Annotated in this window: 23 protein-coding genes; 15 read left to right on the forward strand and 8 right to left on the reverse strand. The window is 62.9% G+C overall.

What is annotated here, in order from left to right; translation table 11 throughout:
- The first annotated feature begins 85 nt into the window (after positions 1-85).
- Complete coding sequence (locus CR492_RS13545; RefSeq protein WP_102844279.1) at positions 86-1,006, forward strand: alpha-1,2-fucosyltransferase; 921 nt, start codon at positions 86-88, stop codon at positions 1,004-1,006.
- Positions 1,007-1,132: 126 nt separating this feature from the next.
- Positions 1,133-2,455 (forward strand): hypothetical protein, encoded by a 1,323-nt coding sequence (locus CR492_RS13550; RefSeq protein WP_180982546.1) that lies wholly within the window; start codon positions 1,133-1,135, stop codon positions 2,453-2,455.
- A 476-nt stretch (positions 2,456-2,931) separates the two neighbouring features.
- On the opposite strand, the gene CR492_RS13555 is transcribed toward CR492_RS13550, so the two are convergent.
- On the reverse strand, positions 2,932-3,927 hold the full coding sequence (locus tag CR492_RS13555) for a 2-hydroxyacid dehydrogenase (RefSeq protein ID WP_102844281.1): 996 nt from the start codon (positions 3,925-3,927) through the stop codon (positions 2,932-2,934).
- A 389-nt stretch (positions 3,928-4,316) separates the two neighbouring features.
- Between CR492_RS13555 and CR492_RS13560 the strand changes: the two genes are divergently transcribed.
- Positions 4,317-4,844 carry an SH3 domain-containing protein gene (locus tag CR492_RS13560; protein ID WP_102844282.1) on the forward strand — a complete coding sequence of 176 codons (528 nt, stop codon included), beginning with the start codon at positions 4,317-4,319 and terminating at the stop codon, positions 4,842-4,844.
- Positions 4,845-4,850: 6 nt separating this feature from the next.
- On the opposite strand, the gene CR492_RS13565 is transcribed toward CR492_RS13560, so the two are convergent.
- Positions 4,851-5,057 carry a hypothetical protein gene (locus tag CR492_RS13565; protein ID WP_102844283.1) on the reverse strand — a complete coding sequence of 69 codons (207 nt, stop codon included), beginning with the start codon at positions 5,055-5,057 and terminating at the stop codon, positions 4,851-4,853.
- A gap of 581 nt (positions 5,058-5,638) precedes the next feature.
- Here CR492_RS13565 and CR492_RS13570 point away from each other — a divergent pair.
- Positions 5,639-5,914 (forward strand): hypothetical protein, encoded by a 276-nt coding sequence (locus CR492_RS13570; RefSeq protein WP_146030268.1) that lies wholly within the window; start codon positions 5,639-5,641, stop codon positions 5,912-5,914.
- A gap of 328 nt (positions 5,915-6,242) precedes the next feature.
- Positions 6,243-7,226, forward strand: a complete 984-nt coding sequence (locus CR492_RS13575; RefSeq protein ID WP_102844285.1) for a beta-ketoacyl-ACP synthase III — start codon at positions 6,243-6,245, stop codon at positions 7,224-7,226.
- Positions 7,227-7,230: 4 nt separating this feature from the next.
- Here CR492_RS13575 and CR492_RS13580 read toward each other — a convergent pair whose 3' ends face one another.
- Entirely contained in the window at positions 7,231-7,980 is a 750-nt protein-coding gene (locus CR492_RS13580) for a TSUP family transporter (RefSeq protein WP_102844286.1), read from the reverse strand.
- 315 nt (positions 7,981-8,295) lie between these two features.
- On the opposite strand from CR492_RS13580, the gene tcmP reads away from it, so the two are divergent.
- Positions 8,296-9,231 (forward strand): three-Cys-motif partner protein TcmP, encoded by a 936-nt coding sequence (gene tcmP / locus CR492_RS13585; RefSeq protein ID WP_102844287.1) that lies wholly within the window; start codon positions 8,296-8,298, stop codon positions 9,229-9,231.
- Here tcmP and CR492_RS13590 read toward each other — a convergent pair.
- The 4 genes from CR492_RS13590 to CR492_RS13600 all read right to left on the reverse strand — a co-directional run bounded on the left by CR492_RS13590 (position 9,161) and on the right by CR492_RS13600 (position 11,556).
- Positions 9,161-9,943 carry a DUF5131 family protein gene (locus tag CR492_RS13590; RefSeq protein ID WP_102844288.1) on the reverse strand — a complete coding sequence of 261 codons (783 nt, stop codon included), beginning with the start codon at positions 9,941-9,943 and terminating at the stop codon, positions 9,161-9,163. The genes tcmP and CR492_RS13590 overlap by 71 nt on opposite strands.
- Positions 9,944-10,276: 333 nt before the next feature.
- Positions 10,277-10,738, reverse strand: a complete 462-nt coding sequence (locus tag CR492_RS21445; RefSeq protein ID WP_348626719.1) for an ankyrin repeat domain-containing protein — start codon at positions 10,736-10,738, stop codon at positions 10,277-10,279.
- Positions 10,735-11,052 (reverse strand): thiosulfate sulfurtransferase GlpE, encoded by a 318-nt coding sequence (gene glpE, locus CR492_RS21450; RefSeq protein ID WP_348626720.1) that lies wholly within the window; start codon positions 11,050-11,052, stop codon positions 10,735-10,737. Before glpE ends, CR492_RS21445 begins: the two co-directional genes overlap by 4 nt.
- Before the next feature lie 51 nt (positions 11,053-11,103).
- On the reverse strand, positions 11,104-11,556 hold the full coding sequence (locus CR492_RS13600) for a Rieske (2Fe-2S) protein (protein WP_180982547.1): 453 nt from the start codon (positions 11,554-11,556) through the stop codon (positions 11,104-11,106).
- 250 nt (positions 11,557-11,806) lie between these two features.
- Here CR492_RS13600 and CR492_RS13605 point away from each other — a divergent pair, with 250 nt between their 5' ends.
- Together CR492_RS13605 and CR492_RS13610 are read left to right on the forward strand one after the other, a co-directional pair.
- Positions 11,807-12,091, forward strand: coding sequence for an aldehyde dehydrogenase (locus CR492_RS13605; RefSeq protein WP_102844358.1), 285 nt, complete (start codon positions 11,807-11,809; stop codon positions 12,089-12,091).
- 265 nt (positions 12,092-12,356) lie between these two features.
- Positions 12,357-13,289, forward strand: coding sequence for an OmpA family protein (locus CR492_RS13610; protein WP_146030269.1), 933 nt, complete (start codon positions 12,357-12,359; stop codon positions 13,287-13,289).
- 155 nt (positions 13,290-13,444) lie between these two features.
- Here CR492_RS13610 and CR492_RS13615 read toward each other — a convergent pair whose 3' ends face one another.
- Complete coding sequence (locus CR492_RS13615) at positions 13,445-14,326, reverse strand: trypsin-like peptidase domain-containing protein (protein ID WP_102844359.1); 882 nt, start codon at positions 14,324-14,326, stop codon at positions 13,445-13,447.
- Positions 14,327-14,695: 369 nt separating this feature from the next.
- Here CR492_RS13615 and zapE point away from each other — a divergent pair, with 369 nt between their 5' ends.
- From zapE to odhB, 7 genes are all read left to right on the forward strand, one after another.
- The gene (gene zapE / locus CR492_RS13620; RefSeq protein ID WP_102844291.1) at positions 14,696-15,877 is read left to right on the forward strand and encodes a cell division protein ZapE; all 1,182 of its coding nucleotides are present in this window, start codon (positions 14,696-14,698) and stop codon (positions 15,875-15,877) included.
- Between the two features lie 429 nt (positions 15,878-16,306).
- Positions 16,307-17,272, forward strand: coding sequence for a malate dehydrogenase (mdh, locus tag CR492_RS13630; protein ID WP_102844293.1), 966 nt, complete (start codon positions 16,307-16,309; stop codon positions 17,270-17,272).
- A gap of 230 nt (positions 17,273-17,502) precedes the next feature.
- Positions 17,503-18,213, forward strand: coding sequence for a carbonic anhydrase (locus tag CR492_RS13635; RefSeq protein ID WP_102844294.1), 711 nt, complete (start codon positions 17,503-17,505; stop codon positions 18,211-18,213).
- A gap of 226 nt (positions 18,214-18,439) precedes the next feature.
- Entirely contained in the window at positions 18,440-19,636 is a 1,197-nt protein-coding gene (gene sucC, locus CR492_RS13640) for an ADP-forming succinate--CoA ligase subunit beta (RefSeq protein ID WP_102844295.1), read from the forward strand.
- 20 nt (positions 19,637-19,656) lie between these two features.
- A complete protein-coding gene (gene sucD, locus CR492_RS13645) occupies positions 19,657-20,541 on the forward strand; it encodes a succinate--CoA ligase subunit alpha (RefSeq protein ID WP_102844296.1) in 885 nt (294 codons plus the stop codon).
- A gap of 395 nt (positions 20,542-20,936) precedes the next feature.
- A complete protein-coding gene (locus CR492_RS13650) occupies positions 20,937-23,996 on the forward strand; it encodes a 2-oxoglutarate dehydrogenase E1 component (protein ID WP_180982548.1) in 3,060 nt (1,019 codons plus the stop codon).
- Between the two features lie 173 nt (positions 23,997-24,169).
- Positions 24,170-25,447: a 2-oxoglutarate dehydrogenase complex dihydrolipoyllysine-residue succinyltransferase gene (gene odhB / locus CR492_RS13655; protein ID WP_102844298.1), complete on the forward strand. Its 1,278-nt coding sequence runs from the start codon at positions 24,170-24,172 to the stop codon at positions 25,445-25,447.
- Positions 25,448-25,544: the final 97 nt, after the last annotated feature.

A 25,544-nucleotide genomic window follows, 5' to 3' on the forward strand; every position in this document is an offset into this window, starting at 1 on the left:
CCCCCCCCCCGTGGGGCCGCACATGCGGAGACGCCCGCGATCAGCGTTGTGGGTTCGCTCGTTTTAGCTGGGGTGTAACAAATAAATGCCGCAAAAAAATTCGAACCGCATTGCAGTCTATCCGAGGCTTGGGAGCGTTCACGATCTTTGGTTTTTGCGTCTGTCTGGCCACGGTATCGGCAATTCCTTTTATACCTATTTTCACGCGGTGGTTCTTGCCGCTCAATGCGACGCCGATGTTATTGCGCCTCCCTGGTTTTCATTGAAAATCGGATCTTTTCTCCGTCGCGAAAGCAGCAATCGACTCTATTTTCGGATTTTTAAGCCTTTTCCCGGCGAAATCTCGCGACTGCACAAGTTTTGGACGCTGATCTCCAGATACAGGCGGCGCGCAGAGATCGTAATCGGAGAAAAGTCCGACCCCGAGCTCGTTCCCGGCGCCCTCAATGTCGTCTCAAGCCGGAAATTCACCTTTGAGGGGCTACACCCCTTTCGCGATCTCATCCGCGAAAGGCTGCTCGGCATCATCCGGGATCCCCTCCCCGAAAATCACACTTGGGGGCAGAGTGGATTTATTGCGGTTCACGTACGACTTGGCGATTTCGCCGTCCCGGCGGACGCCAGCATCGTCCAAAAGGGCGTCGCCAACGTCAGAATTCCGTTGTCATGGTACGTTGACGTCGTCCGTGATCTTCGCGCCAGGCACCCGGAAAAACCCGTGCGCGTCTTTTCAGACGGCGGCGACGCAGAGTTGCGGCCTCTCCTTGAGCTCGGCGCGACCTCCTACCGGTCCGGGTCCGACATCACGGATCTGCTGGCCATGTCGTCCGCTTCCATCCTTGTAGGCTCCAATTCCACCTATTCGCGATGGGCCGCCTTCCTTGGCGACATGCCGTCAATCTGGCTCAAGAAGCAGACCGAGGAAGAAAAGCCTTCGGGACGCGATACGCCGATCGACTATGTTCCATTGGAGCCGGCGGAGCCGTCCCTGTCGCGATCAAGCTGACCCGCCCCCAAACACGGCCCCATGAAACAAGGACGGACGGGCATGAGGGCCGAACCCCGACCAAACAGCGGCAGGCGTCGTCTTCGAGTTAAATTTTCTGTTTTCAACGCCATGCTTTACGCAGGATTGAACCTGCGTCCGGCCAGGGAGAGTCTTCTGAAACCGATTAACCTGACGCCCGACCATCGGCGCCTGATCGCCTCTCTCGGCTTTAACGTTATCGCCAAGCTGCCAGGCATCGCCTCGGTTTTTATCGTGCTGCCTTTAGTCAGCGAGGCGCTCGGGCCTTCGACTTACGGCGAATTGCTGTCCGCGCTGGCGCTTGGATCCCTTTTTCTTCTTCCGTTTGGCGGCATAAATGCAGTCGGACGGCGGCTTTTGGCGGCCAGCGTCGGCGCGCACAATGAAAAGGAGCAGGCCAATATTTTCGTGACGACAATTGCGTTCGTCACCGCAGCGGCGGTGCTGGCAGCCGCCGTCATGATCGCGATCACCGGGCGCAGCTGGACTGCCCCGATCTTCATTCTGGTCAGCGTCCTGCCGATCCTCTCCGGTTTTCTCAATACCTTCGATAATCTGCGCGCAAGCTATAACGAACACTATATGACGGCGGTTTTTCAGCTGATCTTTCAGGTCGTCATTTATGCGGCGGTCTATTGGATCGGCCTGCCGCAGGGCGGAATCATCCTCGCCAGCCTTGCGCTCCTCGCGCCCTATGGGCTCGCAAGCATCTGCACGCTCGTCGCGCTCCTGCTTCAACGTCCTTTTCTTCTGCGCGGAAAAATCGAGGGGCTGCGCCCGATGGTGATGCCCGCGATCGGCGTGATCATGGCGGACGGCGCACTTGGGATGCTGTTGAGCTTTAGCGTTTATTATCTCAATCTTGCCGGCGATCCGCAAATGGCCGCCTGGGTCGGCACGTTCTCGCGCCTGTTCAGCAGCTTTATATCGCCTGTGCTTCTCATCATGTTTCCGCTGACATCCTATATCTCCATTCGCTGGGGACAGATGGAGCAGCCGCGCAAACTCTTTCTTCACCGGCTGTTTGTCGTCACCGGGCTTGTCTATGGCGTCGTGGTCGGCTGCGCGATGGCTTTTGCCGGGCCGCTCTACATCGATCGTATGTTCAGTTTGACCGTTAAAGGCGATAGCCTTGATGTTTTCGCACTCAGTCTGTTCATGGGCGCTGTCGTCGCCCAGAAAGCCTACACGCTCCTTCTTTATGCCGTTTCGGAGGCAAAATTCATTTCCTTCGGCACCGCGCTCGTCGCCAGCGCCGGCGCCTTGGCCGCCGCCGCGTCCCTCTTTTGGTTGCCGCCGGCTCGATCGGTCGATGTTCTTTTTATTGTGACCGGTCTTGGACTTCCTGTCCTGCTCCTCGTTGGAGGCCACCGCCAGCGCAGAGGGCTCAAGCAAACGCCGCCCACTGCTTTGAGTCAGCCGGGATGAAATCGGCGCGCAGTTCAGGCCGCAGGCGCCACTTATGCCAACGGCCTTGATATTTGACTTATGTGCGCCCCATCCCGCCTGCCGATCGAGGTGATGGGCTCGGGTTGCGCGACAAGGTTTCGCCAAGCCACTCAGGCGGCATCGATGATCGCGTCCTACAGCTCCGCAAGGTTTGCCGATCCAGCCGCCGATCCGCGGCGACCTGGTCCCGTTGATGCCGTCCCTGCAGCAAGCGAAGGAGAGACGCCGGCTCTAGCTCGCATTCTTCGACGCCGCAGCGAGCCGACTCTCAGCTCCGCTGATAAAAAGTCGCTCCACAAAGTTACCGCTAACGTGACGCGAATCCTCCTCGCGTCTTGGAATCGTCTCAACCGCAAAAAGGGACTCCCCTCACCGTTCGGTCGAGAGCGACGGCCGCTGGTACTACGGCAACGCAAGCGCAGAGGCCGGCGCGACAAGCACGGGATCGCCCGTCTTTACAGCATGGAGGGCAGGACGCGGTCGGGCGGGCGATGGCCGTCGAGGAAGGTCTTTACATTGACGATGACCTTTTCGCCCATGTCGATGCGGCCTTCCGTCGTCGCCGAGCCCATATGCGGCAGCAACGTCACCTTGCCGGCCTCGGCAAGCCGCAGCAGCTTCTTTGAGACCGCCGGCTCATGCTCGAAGACGTCGAGCCCGGCGCCGCCGAGTTCGCCCAGTTCGAGCATACGGGTCAGCGCGGCCTCGTCGATGATCTCGCCGCGCGCCGTGTTGACGAGGATGGCGTGCGGCCGCAGATATTTCAGCCGCCGCGCCGACAAAAGATGATAGGTCGCCGGAGTGTGCGGACAATTTACCGAGACGACGTCCATGCGCGCCAGCATCTGGTCGAGCGACTCCCAATAGGTCGCCTCGAGCTGCTCCTCGATCGCGGCCGCCACATGGCGCCGGTTGTGATAATGGATCTGCAGGCCGAACGCCTTGGCGCGGCGCGCCAGGGCCTGGCCGATCCGGCCCATGCCGACAATGCCGAGCCGTTTGCCGGTGATCCGGCGCCCGAGCATCCAGGTCGGCGACCAGCCGGACCAGGAGCCGTCGGGAATCGATTTCGCGCCCTCGACGATCCGGCGCGCCACAGCCAGGATGAGCGCCATCGTCATATCGGCGGTGTCCTCCGTCAGCACGCCCGGCGTGTTGGTCACCGTGATGCCGCGCTCGGCCGCGATCCCGACGTCGATATTGTCGACGCCATTGCCGAAATTGGCGATGAGCTTCATCTGCTCGCCGGCGACCCGGATCAGCTCGCCGTCGATGCGGTCGGTGACGGTCGGAACAATGACGTCGGCGCTCGCCATCGCCGCGGCGAGTTCGCTGCGCGACATGGGCCTGTCGTCGATGTTCAGCTTGGCGTCGAAAAGCTCGCACATCCGCGTTTCGACGACGTCGGGCAGTTTGCGCGTGACGATGACGAGCGGTTTCTTGCGGACCATATCCCTTTACCTGTCCTTCCGCCTCTTTCCTGTCTCCCGGCGGCGCGCCGGCTCGGGGCTGCCGCCCGCCGCGAGCCTCTTCACGCGCCCTTAACCATGACCGGGGCAAGACGGGAGCGTCAACGCAGCGCTTTGTCCCGGAGCCAAATTTTTGCCTCCGCGCCATGGCCCTGGAGCCACGGTCTTCGTATCAGATGGCGGTTCAAAGACAAGGATGCTCGCCAAGATGCTTGCAGAAGTGTGTGTCGGAGTGTTTGCAAGGACGCCGTTCGGGACGCTTTCCGGGTCCTGGCCGTCGCCGCGGCGCAACGCCGCTGCGGCCGAACCCGGCCGGCGGATGTAAAGAGAGGGCAAAGACGATGTTTTGCCGCCCTGGACGAGAAGGACGCATGGCCCTGCCCTTGAAATACGCTTTGTCGGTTCTGGCTTTAGCGCTGCTGACGGGCGGCGCCTTCACGCTTCCCCTCCACGCAGATCAGCTCGGCTCGGCCAGCGGCTTGCCCATCCCGCGCTATGTCAGCCTCAAATCGGACCGGGTGAATTTGCGCGAGGGCCCCTCGAAAGACCATCGCACGACATGGGTGTTTCTGCGTGCGGGACTTCCCGTCGAAATCACCGCCGAATTCGAAATCTGGCGCAGGGTGCGCGATTCGGAGGGATCGGAGGGCTGGGTGCTGCACTCGCTCCTGTCGGGGCGGCGGACGGCGCTCGTGACGCCCTGGAAGAAGGGCGCCGATTCGCCGGTCTACGACAAGCCGGACGCGAAGGCCGCCGTCGCCGCCAATTTGCAGTCGAATGTGATCGCCAATGTGCGCAGTTGCGATGGAACCTGGTGCCGCGTCTGGGGCGACGGATTCAAAGGCTATATCCAACAGGGCGATCTCTGGGGCGTCTACCCGAATGAAAAGATCGAGTAGAGCGGGTCACCCATCCTTGCGGCCGGTCAGGCGGCTCCAGCCGTCGCCGATCTGGACGGACAGAGTCTTGAGTTCGGCCTGAACGACGTCCCAATTGACCATTTGACGCTGCGTCGCCGCGTCCGCTCCCTCGGGTCTGCGCGTCGAATCGAACATGTAGGCGGCTCCTACGGTCAACAGGACGCCGACGACGAGTCCAAGCAAAAAACGCATTTCGGCTTCCCCCCAAGTGATCCGGAGCGGCCTCCGGCAATTTAACTAACCCTAGCCAGCTGGCGCGAAGTCGGTCAACCGCTGCCAGGCGGGATTCGCCGCGCCACTGCCGTTTGCAAGCAAAACGACGCCGGATGGGAACAGTTCTCGCGTTTACACGTTTATAGAATGTCGACACGGAAGCGACTGTCGGCAGCTCTGCTGTTCCTTTAGCGTTTCATTGCAAGACATCGTTAAACAGGACGGGATCCAATGGCTCCTTATGACATTGGAGAATCGGGGGAAGACTTAAGCTCGACTTACTCCGTTGGAGTACAATATTTAAGTTCTAACAGGGATGATGCGCTGCACGTGTCGGAGCAGGTGCATACTTCGCATACACTCGCCGAAACGCAAGGTCGGCTGGCCCACCGCGCCGGAAGAATCCGGCGGCCTTCTCAATCGGGCGCATGGCGAGGCAATGCGTCAGCCCATCGGTCCGGTCGTAATTGCCGCAATGGTCGGATGGTATCTCTTTCTATCTCGCCCACGCCCGCGCCTAAACCCGTTCATATGGCAAACACGATTTGGTGGAGAAACTCATGAATCGCGCGGTCTGTTCCTTCGCGGAGCTGCAATCCGTTTGCCTTGAAACGTTGAAGCAATGCGACGGCTTTGAATTCGTCAATGAAGTGGTCGTGCAGCCGCGCGAAACCGCCGGCGAGGCGGCCAACTGGACGCTCGCGGCGGTGCGCCCGCGCGTCGACAATAATTCGTTGCGCGCCGCGCGCGGAACGATTGATTTCCTGCAAAAAAGCTACGCGCTCGATGAGGCAGACGCGAAGGCGGCGACCCGGCGGCGCGTCGCGAAGGTCTGATCGCACCGCCAGAGCCTTCGGGCGACAAAGAGCAAGCGGCGCCTCGTGGCCGCTTGCTCTTTGTTTTTTAAGGGGTTTCTTCCTGCGCTCGCCTTTAATATTTCAATTTGTGAAGCAGATTTGAAGCCGGCGCGTCCCTTCTTCCGAAGGATCGCGGCCGCATCCCTGTGCAAGCGGGAGTTTTAGGCCTATCCCTTTCAGCTTAAGCCGCGCCCGCGCGCCCCGCGTCCGGTCAGCCCAATGGGCGATCAGGAGCGCATGGCGGGTTTTTAAGCTGAAGCCGGTTCGACAGACGGCTCCAGCGGACGATTGCGTTGGAAGGGAACGGTTGACACACAGTCAGATTCTAGGGACCGGCGCTTATGCGCCAAAGCGCGTCCTGACCAATCGCGACCTCGAGGAGATGGTCGCGACGACCGACGAATGGATCGTCTCGCGCACCGGGATCAAGGAGCGCCGCATCGCCGCCGAGGGGGAAGACACCTCCGATATGGCGGTGGTCGCCGCGCGCCACGCCCTCGCCATGGCCGGGTGCCGCGCCGAGGATCTTGATATGATCATCGTCGGCACGATCTCGGCCGACATGCCGTTGCCCTCCTGCGCCGTCCTCGTGCAGGCCAAGCTTGGCGCCAAGCGCGCCTTCGCTTTCGACATTTCCGCGGCCTGCTCCGGCTCGCTGTTCGCCCTGTCCATCGCCGACCGCTTTATCGAGACCGGCGCGGCCAAGCGCGTCCTCGTCATCGGCGCCGAGCTTTTGAGCCGCCTCGTCGACTGGAGCGACCGCAACACATGCGTGCTGTTCGGCGACGCCGCCGGCGCCATGGTGCTTGGCCCCACCACGGATCCCGCACGCGGGCTGCTCTCGTTCCATCTCCATACCGACGGAACCGCGGCCGACATCTTAAACATTCCGGGCGGCGGCAGCCGCAATCCGCAATCGGCGGAGGTTCTCGCGGCCAATATGCACAAGGTGCATATGAACGGGCGCGAGATCTATAAATATGCCGTGCGCGTCCTCCCCCTCGCCATTCAGGAGGCGCTCGACGCCAACGGCCTCGACGTTTCCGCAATCGATCATGTCGTCTCGCATCAGGCCAATGCGCGGATCGTCGAATCGGTGCTGGAGCGGGTTGGCGTGCCGATCGAGAAATGCTGGCTCAATCTTGACCGCTACGGCAATACGTCGAGCGCCTCGCTGCCGATCTCACTGGATGAGGCCAATCGCGCCGGCCGGCTGAAGCCGGGCGATCTCATCGCCATGATGGCGATCGGCGCGGGCATGGCCTGGGGCAGCGCCCTGATGCGCTGGTGAGGCGCTAAATCTGCCCCCACGCCAGCCGGGCGGCGATCAAGAGACAGATCGTCACGAGCAGCGGCCGGATCAGCGCCGCGCCGTTACGGATCGCCGTATGCGCCCCAAGCCGCGCGCCGAAAAATTGCGCGACGCCCATGGCGAGGCCGAGCGTCCACCAGACATGTCCGGTCAGGGCCAGCGTCGCCAGTCCGGCGAGGTTTGAGGCAAAATTGGCGACCTTGGTATGCGCCGTCGCCTTGACGAGCCCATAGCCCAGCAGCTCGACGAAGCCGAGCACATAAAAAGAGCCGGCGCCCGGTCCAAACATCCCGTCATAGCAGCCGATCAGCGGAATGATCGTCAAGGTGAACGCCCTGACGCTCATGCGGGCGCGGGATTCGAGATCGCCGATCTTCGGCGAAAAGGCGAAATAGGTCGCGATCAGGACGAGCGCGACAGGCAGCACCGCTTTGAGCCAATCGACCGGCAGATGGGCGACGAGCGTTGCGCCCGCGACGGCGCCCGCCGCCGCCAGCGCGGCGAGAAGGCCGACCTCCCCCCATCGAATCTGGCCGGCGCGCGCATAGGTTCGCATCGCTGAGCCGGAGCCGAACGAGCTTTGCAATTTATTCGTCGCGATGGCGCTGACCGGATCGAGCCCCGCCAGCGTCAGGACGGGCAGCGTCAAAAGCCCGCCGCCGCCGGCGATGGCGTCGACGAAGCCCGCCGCAAAACCGGTGGCGACGAGCAGGGCGAAGATGGTCAGGGACATAAGGCGCCGCGTGTTGAAACGACCGGCCTAGCCCGCCGGGCGCGCGGACACAAGCGACGGCTTCGTCCGGCGGGCCCCGGTCGGCATTTCGGCTTGGGCCGTGGGGGACGGTGGCTCATGTAAAGAACGAGACGAGAATTAGACGCTCTTGATCGTAACACGGACTGTTCGCGAAGCCGGCTCACCACCGATGGTGATGGTCGCACCAACGATTTTGGCACTCGCAGAACCAGAGTGCCAAACCATGTTGACGCAGCGGTGTACCTCTGGTGTTCTTCGTTCGTTCAACGCACCGTGTGCGAATCGGAGAGTTTGATGACGACGCTTGTTGAGCAAGGACATCGGTTTGGCGGCGTGTGGACCGAGCTCAAGCTCGATGCCGTCCATTACTATCTCGGTTTCTTCACCAAAGTGCTAAAGACAACGCCGTTCGACCTCTGGTACATTGATGCCTTCGCCGGCTCAGGCAGCCGGATCGAGACACGCAATTGCGGCGGTCTGTTCGAGGGCGCGCCGGTCGAGACGACGACCGAGCAGCTTGCCGGGTCGGTTATGCGCGCCCTCTCGGTTGATCCACCATTCAAGCGACACGTCTTTATCGAGGGCAACGCCGCGCGTTTCCGCGAGTTGGACGCGATCCGCAAGGAGAACCCCGGAAAGCTGATCGAATGCCGCCACGGCGACGCGAACACCGAACTCCGCTCGATATTTGCCAGTCAACCGTGGAGCCAACAAATCGGCGGTAGGGGCAATCACCGCGCCGTCGTGTTCCTCGATCCGTATGGCATGAACGTCGAATGGGCCACGTTGGGCCGGTTGGCGAACACGCAGGCCGTCGACGTCTGGTATCTCTTCCCCCTGCAGGCAGTGACGCGGCAGCTATCCGGCGACCTCAACAATGTGGATGCCCACAAGCAAAACCGGCTGGACGAGATCTTCGGAACACCGCTCTGGCGCAGTGAGTTGTACGAAACGCAGGTCATCCCCGACCTGTTTGCACAGACTTTCAACACGTCGACGCGCAACGTCACTCAGTCGCAGATCGAAGCTTACGCGCGCAAGCGACTAGAAAATCTCTTCCGTTACGCGTCGGAGCCGCTACCGCTAATCGCGGATGGGCGCGGGCACCTCTTTTCGCTCTTCTGCTTGTCGAACAGTAGCAGCAATAAGGCGATCGAACTCATACAGAAAGGGGTGCACTCGACGCTGAAAAAGTTCGGGTCGGCATCTCGTCGTACGTCCGGCCATTGAGTAGGCGACCGGCAGCCTTCTTGTTGCGACCGCCCCATTGCTTGAAGAAGAACGCGGTTCCGCTCTCCCGACACATCTCCTCGATCTCGACGACCCATTCCTCTCGCATCGGGCGCGCCCGCGGACCGCTTTCGCCACCGACTATTGCCCAGTCGATCTGATACAGGTCCGATTTGATGACCGAGCTGATCAGTGGCTCGAAGGAGATGAAGCGCACGGCTGCCGGCGTAGCGCGCAGGTCGCCAATGCGGCCTAGAACCGCGTCGTTTTCCACGCTCGTGCCGACCCAAACATTCGGAAGGACCGGAAATCGGGTCTGTGACAACACCTCGCGCATCCGCTCGGATCGCTTGGTCAAGACTTGGTAGGTGTGCCGGGGCGTCCGCTTCATGACGCTCCACACCTCGAAGATGAAATCTTCTTCGACTGCAGGGTGAAATAGATCGGACATCGAGTTAACGAAGACGGTGCGCGGCGCGCGCCAGGTCAGCGGCGCCGACAGCGAGCGCTCATCCTGAACGATCTTACCGGTCCAGACATAGCGACCGCCGCTCTTACGAGTGAGGCCTTGGTACTTGGGCATGCCCATGGATTCGAGACGCGCCGCCATGCGCATGGCATAGCAGTTCGTACAACCTGAAGTTGCGACCGTGCATCCGGCGACAGGATTCCACGTCACATCCGTCCATTCGATTGGCGTCAGCTGCGCCACGCACTCGCCTCCAAATAGAACAAAAGCGGAACATACATTGTCACCGCCCCTTTGTCTCGCACTATCGCTCGAATGGCCCGTTGTAGAAAGGGACGCGTCGATCGAAGCTCAACTGCGGTTTCCATGGTAGAAGGGGAGATGACTCCTCGTGGTTGCCACTAGCCAGTTAAAGGAGACGGTGAGGCGCGCGCAGCAGTGCCGCTCGCACACATCCACGCAACACTGGCGGCGAACTCCGCATGCGCGATCGACGGCTTCTGAGGTGCTGATCAAGCGCAAAGCCGCGTTTTCGCCGACAAGCGAAATTCAGACTGGGACCACGCCGCGCTTTGCTCAAACACCCGCCCGCACCCCGCGCCCGCGCAAAAGATTGAGGCATTCGAGGCTCGCCGCGAGGTCGAGGGCGGTCAGGCCGTCCTGCGATTCCAGCGCCAGATTGGCGCCCGCCGCAATGAGGCGCGCGAGCGCGGCCGGCTTGCCGGCCGAGGCGGCGTACATCAGCGCGGTGAAGCCATTCTCGTTCTGGCTGTCGAGGTCGATCCCGGCCGCCGCGAGCGCGTCGACCATGGCCGCATGGTCGCCAACGCAGGCGAGCCATAAAGCGGTGTTGCCGTCGCCATTGCGCGTGTTGAGCTTTGCCCCGGCGGCGATCAGGGCCCGCGCCGCGTCGCAGTCGCCGTCAAGACTCGCGCGCATCAACGGCGTCAGGGCGCCGCCGGGCGCGCCATTGACGTCGGCAAAGCCATGCGAAGCAAGAAAAGCCCGCAGCCCGTCGTCAAGCCCAGCTTCAGTCACCGCGGCCGCCGGTTGGCCCAAGCCTCGAAGCCGCCGTCGAGACTATAGACGTCGGAAAAGCCGAAATCGCTCAGGATGCGCGCATATTCCTGACTGGAATTGCCGTGATAGCAGCAGATCAGGATCGGCGCCGTCTTCGGCGTCGCCATGATCACATCGCCAAGCGTCTCACCGGAGAGATGACGCGCGTCCTCGATATGTCCGGCGCGGTAGCTGTTGAGATCGCGCACGTCATAAACAATCGCGCCGCCCTGCGCGAGCAGCGCCTCGGCCTCCGCGACGCCGATGCGGCGAAATGTGCTGGTCTGCGTCATGCGGCCTCCTGAGGCAGTCATCATAATTCATAAATCAGAGCGCGACGCCGCTCAATCGCTCGTTATCAGAACGATCGGACCATCCTCTTCCTGTTCACCGAAAGGATCGCGCTTGCCGTCATCCTCAAGCAGCTTGACGCCGATCAGGCAGACTTCATGGTCGATCACCGCGACCGCCACTGGCTCAAGGCTCTTGTTGAGGCAGGGACCGTCGGTGCAAACGCCGGTCTGGATATCGAACAGGGCGCCGTGCTGGCCGCATTCGAGGTTCTTGCGATCCTGGCTGAGCAGCCGCCCGTTGCCGCCATCGAGTGCAACGCCCTTGTGCGGGCATTCATTCACATAGCCCACATATTCGTTCGCCATCGTGCGGACGACGATGATCGATACCGGCTTCTCCGCGCCATTTTCATCGATATGGGTGAATTTGAAGCTCGCGGCCGCGCCGGGCGCGAAAGCCTCCTCATCGGCAATGACGAAGACGTCGATCTCTTCCTGCACCATTTGCCTGACCTCTTGTTTCGCGCTGTCCCGCACAGTTCCTGCGCGCCGTGTCGGCAATCCGACACGCGAAGCCGCGGGCGCAGCCGTGTAATCGCCTGCTTTCGTCAAATCAGCATGAAACATGCCGCAGCGCCCCCTGGCTTCGCAGATCGCGCCGCAGGCCGGCTTTGCGCGGTTCTTGCAAAGTTTCGCCGCAGCGCGTCAATGCACCGGCGGGAACCGCGGTAAACGGGATGAACAGGAGCAAGCCATGGCGCAGATGATCGTCGTCGACGAGGTCAATCAGGACGATATGTCGCGAAAGGCCGGCTGCTATCTCTACTGCGATACGCAATTCTGGCTCGAGGACGACGCGCCGCACCGCGCTGACGGCCCGGCCATGCTCTCGCCGGACGGCGTCGAGCGCTGGTATGTGCGCGGCAGGGAGGTGACGCGCGAGGTGAAGGCGTTCTTTGCCGAAAACGGGTGGCCGCTCGCGCGTGGCCTCGACAGCGCCGAGAAAAAAGCGCTTTTCGCCGCCCGTTTCGTTGATTGACCGCGCATTCCCGGCGGGCTCCAGGGGCTTTGCAAAGGTCTGGAACGGTTCCAACGTTTGTCCGAATGCCGACAAGACGGGGCGCCGCCCGGCGCCCGCCGAAAAAGGGTGCTGACGCCGCCCTGGAGCCGCCCTTCTCACGCTGCTCCCTCCTTCACCGCGCCGGGCGGCGGAAAAAAAATTGGGGGTGTTCCCCGCGAAACAGCGAGATCTCCTCGATGCCCTGAAGCTGACCTCGCCAATAGAGCGCGCCAGGGAGGAAATCATGGCTGTCGATCAGGGAGAAAGCTGGGTTAACCTTGCGGGAAACGGAGTCAAAGACCCCGCCTCGACCCTGCCCGTCGTCGGGCAGATTTATTTCAGGACCAATGAGACGGCTCTCGACGACGACGACAGGGACGCGATCGAATCGATAGCCGTCGGCCTGAAGCGCTATTTCGCGTCCGAGTTCGGGCCACATCTGCGACCGTTCGAAATGGGTCTTGTGGGCTACGCCGACTATCGCGGCGCGGCGAGCTACAATCTGAACCTCTCCCTGAAGCGCGCAGATATGGTTCGCCTCGCGCTTGACGAACATTTCCTTGGCGCCAAATCGACCTTTTATTGGCGCAGCCGCTACCGGTCCCTCGCCCGAGGCGCCGGAGAAGGCGCCGAGCGGGCTCCCGCCCGGCTCGACAAGGATCGCCGCGTCAACATCGTGATGGCGAAAACCTACCCTCAGAAAATCGACTTTCCCGGCACAGAGATACGCGTTTCGCCGCGCAACAAGAACATCTCGCGACATTTTCTGATGCGCACGCGGATCGGAGCCTCCGCCACTATTCCAGGGGCCGAAATCAGCGCCCAAGCGCTGTTCATAACCATCCGCAACGCCCGCAGCGGCGAAGAGATCGACCTTCAATTCGCGGCCCTCGGCGGCGCCATTGGCCTCCCCTTCGGCGTCAACCGACCGACCGATTTCCAGCCTTTCACGACGCCATATTTCATGGAGACGACGGATTTTATCGGCAAGGGCCGCCTATCCAGCGCGTCGCTTGGATTTGATGGGGCGAGCATCTTTGAATTCTTCGGACCGCTTGAAAACGGCGTTGCGCCAGCAAGCGACATCGCCGCCAAGAAGCCGTTGAGCGTCCCGTCGACGGGGTGGGATTTCAACGTCGGGCTTGGCGGGGTGGAAGGTCTTTGGGAGCAAAGCTAGAGCGCTTATCGATCAGATTTATTCAATCTGATCGGAATATGCCCTAGGCCGCAGCCTTGCGCTTCGTCCGGGGCGGGAGCCGGTCTGGCGCGCTCTGCGCCGCTGCGATTGACGCGCCGACCGCCGCAAGCGGCGCGGGAGGTCCAAACAGATGTTTAACGAGCGACGTAAGCCTTCGCGGCCGAGGCGATCACCGCCTTCTTGAAGGCTCCCTCGATCGTCACGGCGAAATTATAATGGGTCGGCGAGAAAGGCGCGGAATGGAATGGCTTGTTCGAGCGCCATCCGACCAGAATGGCGCCAACCATCGGATCGCCCTTGTCGCCAAAAATCAACGCGCCGCCCGAGGCGCCGTCGCCCGTCTCGCAATCGAAAGAGAATTCGCGGGTGCCTTCATCGCCCGTCGACAGCTGGTCGTGGAAACCGCATTTCTCCATCGACAGCTTGCGGCCGTCGCCCCAGTCCATATGGCCGCGAGCGACGAATTCGGTCGGCGTGTTCGGGCTTTGCGCGCCGGCGAGGCCGTAGGGCGCCGCGCCAGTGACGGGGCGCGTCAGCCGCGCCACCGCCCAATCATGCACGGCGGCGACCGCATAAGGATCTTTGCTGCCGGCGACGATCGAGGCGGAATCGATGGGCGTACGGACTTCCTTGCCGTCGACCTCATTGACGAAGGTGCAGGTTTTCGCGCGCGGGACGCCCTGCTCGTCGAAGAAGACATGCGCCGCCGTGGTGACGAGATCGTCCGTCAGGGTCAATTGGCCGGCGCCATGCGCGCCGCCGCATTCGATGAGGCCCGAGGCGGCAAATTTCTGGCGCAAATGCGGGGCGCTCAGCTTCTCCTCGGCCGCGAACTGCTCGACAGTGCGCCGGCTGTCGCGCCCGAACACCACGACTTTCTGTATTTCGGCTCCTGCGAAGGAACGGGCCTCGCCGGAAAAATCATGGGCCAGGAAAGGAGCGGCCGAAGCGGAACATGAAGCGCCAACCAGAACAACGCAGAAGGCGGCGACCTGTTTTCGGCCTCTCGGAGTCATGCCCTGATCCTTTTCGTCTGGCGCGTCCGCCTCACGCGGCGCCGCTAACGTCAAGCTAGCCCTTGAAAGTTGTAGGGGCGGATTGCGAACAGAAAAAGGCAAGCTGGCGTTTGGGTAAAATGGGATGACAGTCCTTAATATTCGTTGAACCCGCGAAATGGCGCGAATTGCCCGAGAATCGCCCCCTCCTTCAGCCGCCCGAATCCCTTCCGCGACCCGCCGACAGAGGTAAATCGCCAGGCTTGCACGGGCATGGGCGCCGCGCCGTCTTGCCTCTGTTGCGCTTTTGACGCGCGTCGCGATAATCAGGGCCCCGCCTTCCAAAGGCTCGGTCAGCGGCCTTCTCGACCGGCGGCCCCCTCAACAGGAATGAATGTGTCGGTCTCCCTTCTTACGCGTTACAAGGCCAGGATCGACGCAGGACTGATCGAGAGCGACGAGGCCCAGCGCATCGTCCTTGCCAAGCTCGACAAGCTCAGGGCGGCGCTCGAGGGCTACGAGCCCGCGACCAAGCCCACCGGGCTGTCGCGCTTTTTTGGCGGCCGCAAACCTGAGCCATTCGTCCCCGGCCTCTACATCTGGGGCTCGGTCGGCCGCGGCAAGACGATGCTGATGGACCTCTTTTTCGAGGAGGCGCCGCCGCAGCGCAAGCGCCGCAGCCATTTTCACGCCTTCATGGCGGATGTGCATGCGGCGATCTACGCCTGGCGCCAGGACGACAAGCAAAAAAAGGCGAAGGGCGACGATCCGATCGCCGCCGTCGCCGATCAAATCGCCGAAAAGGCGTGGCTCCTCTGCTTCGACGAATTCCACGTCACCGACATCACCGACGCGATGATTCTCGGACGCCTGTTCACCGCTTTGTTCCAGCGCGGCGTCGTGATCGTCGCGACCTCCAATGTCGAGCCGATCAATCTTTACAAGGAAGGGCTGAATCGCGCGCTATTTTTGCCGTTCATCGGCCTGATCCAGGCGCGGATGGAAATCATCGAGCTCGCCGCGCGCACGGATTTCCGGCGCGAAAAGCTGGAAGGGCGGCGAACCTGGCACACGCCGGCGAACGAGCAGGCGCAGGCCGCGCTCACCGGCGCCTTCGAGGCGCTGACCGGCGCCCCGCACGGCAAGCCGATGCTGCTGCGCGTCCTCGGCCGCGCCCTGCCCGTGCCCGAGGCGCTGGCCCATGTCGGCCGCTTCTCCTTCGCCGATCTCTGCGAAGCGCCGCTCGGCCCTAGCGATTTTCTCTACATCGCGCGCTATTTCCACACCGTGGTGATCGACGACATCCCTGTCATCGCGGCGCAGCGCCGCGACGTCGCCAAGCGCTTCATCACTCTGATCGACACGCTCTACGACGAACATGTGAAGCTGATCGCCTCGGCCGCGGCGGAGCCGGCGAATCTCTATGCCGGCGGCAATGGACGCGAGCAATTCGAATTCGCCCGCACCGTCTCGCGCCTCATCGAGATGCGGTCGGCGGCCTATATGGACCTGCCGCATGGCTCGATCGCCTCGGTCGGCAGCGGCGACGCCAGCGGCCTCGTCGAGACATAAGACGAGCCGGAAGCGCCGCGCCGCAAAACGAGGCGCCGCGCGCCGCGATCGCCGCAGCATGCGGCCAGATGCGCGATATTACGCCATAGGTCGCGCTTGGTCAGCGCTGGCGGCGGCAAATAATTTCAATTATGGTTCGGCCCGCGCCGCTTCGCTCCGCCGCAGCGGGCGCGATTATGGTCGCAGGCGCAACGCTTTGGATCAAGAAAAGGATTTGAGATTTCGGATGGATCCGCGGCGTGTCCGTCCAAAAATCATCCGGTTCTGAGATCATCCGCCGAAGACCCTTTCTTCCAGGATCATGGATCAAGAAAGCATCGTTACATGTTTTTATTGATCGGCCGCGAGATCCGCCGCCTCGGCGGCGCGGCACTTTCTTCAACATCAAACCTTGCGCCTTCCGAGGCGGGGGACCCGAGGGGATAAAAAATGGCGCGTAGCAAGATCGCATTGATTGGAGCGGGACAGATCGGCGGCACGCTCGCCCATCTCGCAGCCCTGAAGGAGCTCGGCGACATCGTGCTCTTCGACATCGCCGAAGGCACGCCGCAGGGCAAGGCGCTGGATCTTGCCGAATCCGGTCCGGTCGAGGGATTCAACGCTTCGCTCAAGGGCGCCAATTCCTATGCCGACATCGCCGGCGCCGACGTCATCATCGTCACGGCCGGCGTTCCGCGCAAGCCGGGCATGAGCCGTGACGATCTCCTCGGCATCAATCTCAAGGTCATGGACGCGGTCGGCGCCGGCGTGAAGCAATATGCCCCCGACGCCTTTGTGATCTGCATCACCAATCCGCTCGACGCCATGGTCTGGGCGCTGCAGAAGGCCTCCGGCCTGCCGCCCGCCAAGATCGTCGGGATGGCCGGCGTGCTTGATTCGGCCCGCTTCCGCTATTTCCTCTCGGAAGAGTTCAAGGTCTCGGTCGAGGACGTCACCGCCTTCGTGCTCGGCGGCCATGGCGACGACATGGTCCCTTCGCTGCGGTATTCGACCGTCGCCGGCATTCCCCTGACCGATCTCGTCAAGCTCGGCTGGACGACGCAGGAGCGGCTCGACGCCATCGTCGAGCGCACCCGCAAGGGCGGCGGCGAGATCGTCAACCTCCTCAAGACCGGCTCCGCCTTCTACGCGCCCGCCGCTTCGGCGATCGCCATGGCCGAGGCCTATTTGAAGGACCAGCGCCGCGTGCTGCCCTGCGCGGCGCAGCTCTCCGGCCAGTATGGAGTCGATAATCTCTATGTGGGCGTGCCCGTCGTGATTGGCGCGAATGGCGTCGAGAAGATCGTCGAGGTCACGCTGGACGAGGCGGAAAAGGCGATGTTCGCCAAATCCGTCGACTCCGTGCGCGGCCTCGTCGAGGCCTGCAAAGCGATCAATCCGGCGCTCGCGGGCTGACCCGCCGGGCGCGCCGGGCGGAGCTCCCTTCCGCCCGGCTCCACAGGAATACGGACCAAGTCGAGCCGCCGGAGCATCGCCGCGCGGACCGGCCTCGGCCCGATCCGGATATGCGCGAGAGCAGGACGGCTTCGGCCTGAACGCTCTTTACGCTCCTGTTTGCCGTATGACGCCGGTTCGGAACGCCCGTCCCGGCAGGACCAGCAGCTGATCGGAAAGAGGCGAGAGCGATGTGCAACGACTGTCTTCCCCAAGGGCTTAGCCGTCGAAACCTGATGCTGGCCGGCTCCGTCGCCCTGGCCGCGGCTCCGCTCGGGGGCGCCCTGGCGCAGGCTCAACCGGCGGCGTCTGCCGCTGATACGCCAAAGGCCGCCCTGGCGCTGCTCGTCGAAGGAAACGCCCGCTACGTCGCCGATGCGCCGCGCGTGCGCGATTTTTCCGCCGCCCGCGCGAGCCGGGCGGCAGGACAGGCGCCATTTGCTTCGATTCTGGGCTGCGCGGATTCCCGCGTCGCTCCGGAACTGGCCTTCGACCAAAATCCGGGCGATCTGTTCGTGGTCCGCGTCGCCGGCAATTTTGTGACGACTGAGGGTTTGGGCAGCCTCGAATTCGGGGCCGCAGTGCTCGGCTCAAAGCTGATCATGGTGCTCGGCCATACGAGTTGCGGCGCCGTCAACGCGACCGTCTCGGCGCTGCAGAAGGGCAATGATCTGCCCGGCCACATCGCCGATCTCGTGCGCGCGATGAAGCCCGGCATCGAGCCGGCCTTGAAGCAGCCGGGCCCGGATCTCGATCATCGCGCGATGATCGCCAACATCCAATATAATGTCGAACAGCTGAAGCAGGCGACGCCGATCCTTTCCGCGATGGTCGCGAAGAACGAAATCGACGTCGTGGGCGCTTTCTACGATCTGGCGACCGGAAAAGTAACGCTCGTATAGCTCCCATCTCGGGAGCTTGCCGCAGCGCAGAGCGGGAGCCGATTTGGCTTGAACGCATCCCGCCCCGCGCCTTGCCGCCAGACGGCCCATCTGGCCGAGAAGAAATCGCTCCAGATGCAAGAATTGGAGCTTATGCTCAAGCCTGCGCTATTAGCACTATTTGCTTCGCTGTTGCGGCAGCGTAAGTTCCCAAAAAAAGAGGAAGCGCGTCGGGAGACGGTCCCATATGAATATCCATGAATATCAGGCCAAGGCAGTCCTGAAAGAGTTCGGCGTTCCAGTATCGCGCGGCGTCGCGATCCTGAAGCCGGACGACGTCGACGCCGCGATCGCGGAGCTCGGCGGCCCGGTCTTCGTCGTCAAATCGCAGATCCACGCGGGCGGGCGCGGCAAGGGCCATTTCAAGGAGCCTGAAGCTGGCGAAAAAGGCGGCGTGCGCGTCGCCAAATCGCCCGAGGACGTCAAGACCTACGTCGATCAGATGCTCGGCCGGACGCTCGTCACGGTCCAGACCGGCGCCGCAGGCAAGCAGGTGAACCGGATCTACCTCGAGGACGGCGCAGAGATCGATCGGGAGTTCTATGTCTCCCTCCTCGTCGACCGCGCCTCGAGCCGGCCGTCCTTCGTGGTTTCGACCGAAGGCGGCATGAATATCGAGGACGTCGCCCATGATACGCCGGAAAAGATCGTCACCTTTTCGGTCGATCCGGCGACCGGCGTGCAGCCTCATCACGGCCGCCGGCTCGCCGCCGCGCTCGGCCTCTCGGGCGATCTCGCCAAGCAGGCAGGCGCCCTGACCACAAGCCTCTATAACGCCTTCATCGCCAAGGATATGGCGATGCTCGAGATCAATCCCCTCATCATCTCCAAGGACGGCCGGATCGTCTGTCTCGACGCCAAGGTGTCGTTCGATTCCAACGCCCTCTACCGCCACCCGGACATGTTCGCGCTGCGCGACGAAACCGAGGAGGACCCAAAGGAGATCGAGGCGTCGAAGCACGACCTCAACTATATTTCGCTGTCGGGCGAAATCGGCTGCATGGTCAATGGCGCCGGCCTCGCCATGGCGACCATGGACATCATCAAGCTCTATGGCTCGGAGCCGGCGAACTTCCTTGACGTCGGCGGCGGCGCCACCAAGGAAAAAGTGACGGCGGCGTTCAAGATCATCACCGCCGACCCGCAGGTCAAAGGCATCCTCGTCAATATCTTCGGCGGCATCATGAAATGCGACGTCATCGCCGAGGGCGTCATCGCTGCGGTCAAGGACGTCGGCCTCACCGTGCCGCTGGTCGTGCGCCTCGAGGGCACCAATGTCGAACTCGGCAAGAAGATCATCTCCTCATCGGGGCTGAACGTGATTCCGGCCGACGATCTCGACGACGCCGCCCAGAAAATCGTCGCCGCCGTCAAGAACGCCTGACGCCAAGGAAAGCCGCTCCAATGTCGATCCTGCTGAAAAAAGACACCAAGATCATTTGCCAGGGCTTTACCGGAAAGAACGGCACCTTCCATTCCGAGCAGGCGATCGCCTATGGCTCGCTGATGGTCGGCGGCACTTCGCCCGGCAAGGGCGGCTCGACCCATCTCGGCCTGCCGGTGTTCGACACCGTCGATGAGGCGCGGGACGCGACCGGCGCCGAGGCCAGCGTCATCTATGTGCCCCCGCCGGGCGCCGCCGACGCGATCTGCGAGGCGATCGACGCCGAAATCCCGCTGATCGTCTGCATCACCGAGGGCATTCCGGTCGAGGACATGGTCAGGGTCAAGCGCGCGCTGTGCGGCTCGAAGTCGACATTGATCGGGCCGAACTGCCCCGGCGTGATGACCGCCGGCGAAAGCAAGATCGGCATCATGCCTGGCAACATCTTCCAGAAGGGCTCGGTTGGAATCGTTTCGCGCTCCGGCACGCTGACCTATGAGGCGGTGTTCCAGACGACGCGCGAAAATCTCGGCCAGACAACGGCTGTCGGGATCGGCGGCGACCCGGTCAAGGGCGCCGAATTCATCGATATTCTGGATCTGTTCCTCGCCGACGACGACACCAAATCCATCATCATGATCGGCGAGATCGGCGGCGGCGCCGAGGAAGACGCCGCCCAGTTCCTGAAGGACGCCGCCAAGCGCGGCCGCATGAAGCCGACCGTCGGCTTCATCGCCGGCCGCACGGCGCCGCCTGGACGGCGCATGGGCCATGCCGGCGCCATCATTTCCGGCGGCAAAGGCGGCGCGGAAGACAAGATTGCGGCGATGGAGTCTGCGGGAATCCGCGTGTCCCCCTCGCCGGCGCGGCTCGGCGTGACGCTCGCCGAGGTGCTGCGCGGCTGATTGTGGCGTCTTGGCGCCAGGATTGCTATGAAAACGCGGTATGGCGCCGCCCGCAAGGCTTTGGTAAGACTACGTTAGCCGGGGGAAGGCTAGGAACTGGTTTTCTGCCCGCATTTAGTTCTAAACGCTTGAAATCGATCGCATCGATGGTTTCGGACCAATCCAGAATTATTCGGAACAGATCGGGCGGGCGCGCCCTTGCGGCTCGCGGCTCCTTCAAGAAGCTATGGCGGCCCTGCGGCGCCTGACGTTGAATTGATTTCGACCTGTAGCGGCCCGCGGTCAGATAGGCCGCAGGACTTGATGATCAGACGCGCATTCGCCCGCCGCCTTGGCTCACGCGCTGTCGCGGGGCCTGGCGGCCAGAGGCGGAGCGCATTTCGGGGACGACGCGAATGGCGCGCCAGAACGGCACAGAATCGAATGGATCGGCGGGAGGCTCGCCAGGGGGTTCGGCAGGGGGCTTGGGGCCTGCCCGCTCCGCGCCCAACGCCGAATTCCTGCAATCTTCCTTCCTTTATGGCGGCAACGCCGCCTATGTCGAACAGCTTCAGGCGGCCTATGACGCCGATCCGGGTTCGGTCGATCCCGAGTGGCGCGCCTTTTTCGCGCAGCTGAACGATGACCGCGACGCGGTCGAGACCAGCGCCAACGGGCCGAGCTGGCAATCGAAGAACTGGCCGATCGCGGCCAATGGCGAGCTGATTTCAGCGCTCGACGGCGACTGGGGCAAGGAGCAAAAGCCCGCGTCGCGCGACGGTAAAGCCGCGCCTGGGGCGAAACCCGCCCCCGCGGCGGAGCCCGCGCCGGGGGCCGTTCCGACCTCGGGCGCCGACGTCCAGCGCGCGACGCGCGATTCGGTCCGGGCCCTGATGATGATCCGCGCCTATCGCATGCGCGGCCATCTGCACGCCAATCTCGACCCGCTCGGGCTGCAGCGCCCGAACGTCACCGAGGAGCTGCATCCGGCGACCTACGGCTTTACCGAGGCCGATTACGACCGCAAGATCTTCCTCGATCATGTGCTCGGACTGGAATTTGCGACCATTCGCGAAATGTTGCCGATTTTGCGCCGCACCTATTGCGACACCATCGGCTTTGAATTCATGCATATCTCGGATCCGGCCGAAAAGGCCTGGATGCAGGAGCGCATCGAGGGGCCCGGCAAGGAGATCTCCTTTACCCGCGAGGGAAAGCGGGCGATCCTCAACAAGCTGATCGAGGCTGAGGGTTTCGAAAAATTCCTCGACGTCAAATATACCGGCACAAAGCGCTTTGGTCTCGATGGCGGCGAATCGCTGGTTCCGGCGCTGGAGCAGATCATCAAGCGCGGCGGCGCGCTCGGCGTGCGCGAGATCGTCTTCGGCATGGCCCATCGCGGCCGGCTCAACGTGCTCTCGCAAGTCATGGCGAAGCCCCATCGCGCCATCTTCCATGAATTCAAGGGCGGCTCGGCCTCTCCCGACGAGGTCGAGGGTTCAGGCGACGTCAAATATCATCTCGGCGCCTCCTCGGACCGCGAGTTCGACCATAATTCCGTGCATCTGTCGCTGACCGCCAACCCATCGCATCTCGAGATCGTCGATCCCGTCGTGCTGGGCAAGGTGCGCGCCAAGCAGGACCAGCTGCATGACGTCGTCGACCGCACCCGCGTGCTGCCGTTGCTGCTGCATGGCGACGCGGCCTTCGCCGGCCAGGGCGTCATCGCCGAATGCTTCGGCCTGTCCGGGCTCAAAGGCTACCGCACCGGCGGCTCGATCCATTTCATCATCAACAATCAGATCGGCTTCACGACTTCGCCGCGCTATTCGCGCTCCTCGCCCTATCCGTCCGACACGGCGAAGATGATCGAAGCGCCGATCATCCACGTCAACGGCGACGATCCCGAGGCGGTGGTCTACGCCGCCAAGATCGCTATCGAATTCCGGCAAAAATTTCACAAGCCGGTCGTCGTCGACATGTTCTGCTACCGCCGGTTCGGCCACAATGAAGGCGACGAGCCGAGCTTCACGCAGCCGATCATGTACAAGAAGATCCGCGCGCATCGCTCGACGCTCGACATCTACGCCGAAAAACTTCTGGCCGAGGGCGTCGTCGCGCCGGGCGAAGTCGATCAACTGCAGGCCGACTGGCGCCGTCACCTCGAAGTCGAATTCGAATCCGGCAACGCCTATCAGCCGAACAAGGCCGACTGGCTCGACGGCCGCTGGTCGGGCTTAAAGCCGGCGATCGCCGGCGAGGACGACCGGCGCGGCCGCACCGGCGTCGATCCGGTGCGCCTCAAGGAGATCGGCGAACGGCTCTGCGCCATTCCCGCGAGCTTCACCGCGCATAAAACCGTCGCCCGCCTGCTCGACAACCGGCGCAAGATGGTCGAAACGGGCAAGGGCGTCGACTGGGCGATGGCCGAGGCGCTCGCTTTCGGCACGCTTGTCGATGAAGGCCATCCGGTTCGCCTCTCCGGCCAGGACAGCGAACGCGGCACTTTTTCGCAGCGCCATTCCGTCCTGAACGATCAGGAGACGGAAGCGCGTTATGTGCCGCTGAACCATATCCGCGACGAACAGGCCCATTACGAGGTCATCAATTCGATGCTCTCCGAAGAGGCCGTGCTCGGCTTCGAATATGGCTTCTCTCTCGCCGAGCCCAGCGCCCTGGTGCTGTGGGAGGCGCAGTTCGGCGATTTCGCCAATGGCGCGCAGGTGCTGTTCGACCAGTTCCTCTCCGCCGGCGAGCGCAAATGGCTGCGCATGTCCGGCCTCGTCTGCCTGCTGCCGCATGGCTATGAGGGACAGGGGCCGGAGCATTCCTCGGCGCGGCTCGAGCGCTTCCTGCAGATGACCGCCGAAGACAATATGCAGGTCGCCAATGTCACGACGCCGGCGAATTATTTCCACATTCTGCGCCGCCAGCTGAAGCGCGATTTCCGCAAGCCGCTGATCCTGATGACGCCGAAGTCGCTGCTGCGCCACAAGCGCGCCGTCTCGAGTTTCGACGAAATGATCATCGGCTCCTCGTTTCACCGCGTGCTGCGCGATCACGGCGAGAAATTCCCGGCAGAATACAAGATCAAGCCGGACGCCGAGATCCGCCGCGTCGTGCTCTGCACCGGCAAGGTCTATTATGACCTCCTCGAAGAGCGCGAGAAGCGCGAGATCGAGGACGTCTATCTGCTGCGGGTCGAACAGCTTTACCCCTTCCCGCTGAAGGCGCTGGTCAATCTGCTCTCGCGCTTCAAGCAGGCCGAGGTGCTCTGGTGCCAGGAGGAGCCCAAGAACATGGGCGCCTGGAACCACGTCGATCCCTATCTCGAATGGGTGCTTGGACAGGTCGGGGGCAAATCATCGCGGCCACGCTACGCCGGACGGCCGGCGTCGGCGGCGACGGCGACCGGGCTGATGTCAAAGCATCTGGCGCAGCTGAAGGCCTTTATGGACGACGTCTATGGGCCCTGACCGATCTGGAGCGATTTCTTGTGGCCAAATGAGTTCATTTGGTCAGAAAACGCTCCCGCGCGACTTTCCCGGCGCGGCCGCTCGCCATCGAGCGGTCCGCGCCTTCTCCTCAACATATCTTCCGCTCGCGCGACGCGCGCCGCCGGACGACAGCAAGGCATGGGCGTAGGCAAATGACGATCGAAATCCGAGTTCCGACCTTGGGAGAATCCGTCAGTGAAGCGACGATCGGGCGCTGGTTCAAGAAGGCGGGCGACGCGGTCAAGGCCGATGAGCCGCTGCTCGAACTCGAGACCGACAAGGTGACGCTCGAGGTCAACGCCCCCTCCGCCGGCGTGCTTGCGGAAATCATCGTCAAGGACGGCGACACGGTTTCCGTCGGCGCTTTGCTCGGGCAGATCGCCGACTCCGGCGCCGCTCCCGCCAAGGCCGAGACGCCGAAGGCTGAAACGGCAAAGGCCGAAGCGCCCAAAGCCGAGGCCAAACCCGAAGCGGCCGAGGCGAAGGCGCCCGCGCCAGCCGTCAAGCCAGGTCCGGACGGCAGCCTGCCGATCATGCCGCCCTCGCCCGCCGCGGCGAAAATCGCCGCCGACAAGGGCCTTGATGTCGGCGCCATCGAGGGCTCTGGCGTGCGCGGCCAGGTTCTGAAGGGCGATGTGCTGGCCAAGGCCACGAGCCCGGCGCCCGTTCCTGCCCCCGCGGCGGCGCCCAGCCCCGCCCAGGCGAGAGCGCCATCACCCGCCGCCGACGCCGATCGCGAACAGCGCGTGCGCATGACGCGCCTGCGCCAGACCATCGCGCGCCGCCTCAAGGACGCCCAGAACACGGCGGCGATGTTGACGACCTTCAATGAGGTCGACATGACCGAGGTCATGGCGCTGCGCGCGAAATACAAGGATGTGTTCGAGAAGAAGCACGGCTCGAAGCTCGGCTTCATGGGATTCTTCGTAAAGGCCTGCGTCGGCGCACTGAAGGAGATCCCCTCGATCAATGCCGAGATCGACGGCGACGACCTCGTCTTCAAGAATTACTACCACATCGGCATCGCCGTCGGTTCGGACAAGGGCCTCGTCGTGCCAGTGGTGCGCGACGCCGACGGGCTCGGTCTCGCCGAGGTCGAGAAAGCCATCGCCGCCTATGGCAAGAAGGCGCGCGACGGCCAGCTCAAGATCGAGGAGATGCAGGGCGGCACCTTCACCATCACCAATGGCGGCATTTATGGCTCGTTGATGTCGACGCCGATCCTCAACGCGCCGCAGTCGGGCATCCTTGGCATGCACAAGATCCAGGAGCGTCCGATGGCCATCGGCAGCAAGGTCGAGATCCGGCCGATGATGTATCTCGCCCTCTCCTATGACCACCGCGTCGTCGACGGCAAGGAGGCCGTGACCTTCCTCGTGCGCGTCAAGGAAGCGCTGGAGGATCCGGCCCGGCTGGTGCTCGACATTTAGACGCCCATATGACGGAGAACGCTGGCGCGGCATAGGAAAAAGACGCCCTCCCGGGCGTCCGCCGCGCTTGGCTCTCGCTCTTCTTTCCATTCCGCTC

This window comes from Methylocella silvestris, assembly GCF_002891535.1.
Classification (GTDB): Bacteria; Pseudomonadota; Alphaproteobacteria; order Rhizobiales; family Beijerinckiaceae; genus Methylocapsa; species Methylocapsa silvestris_A.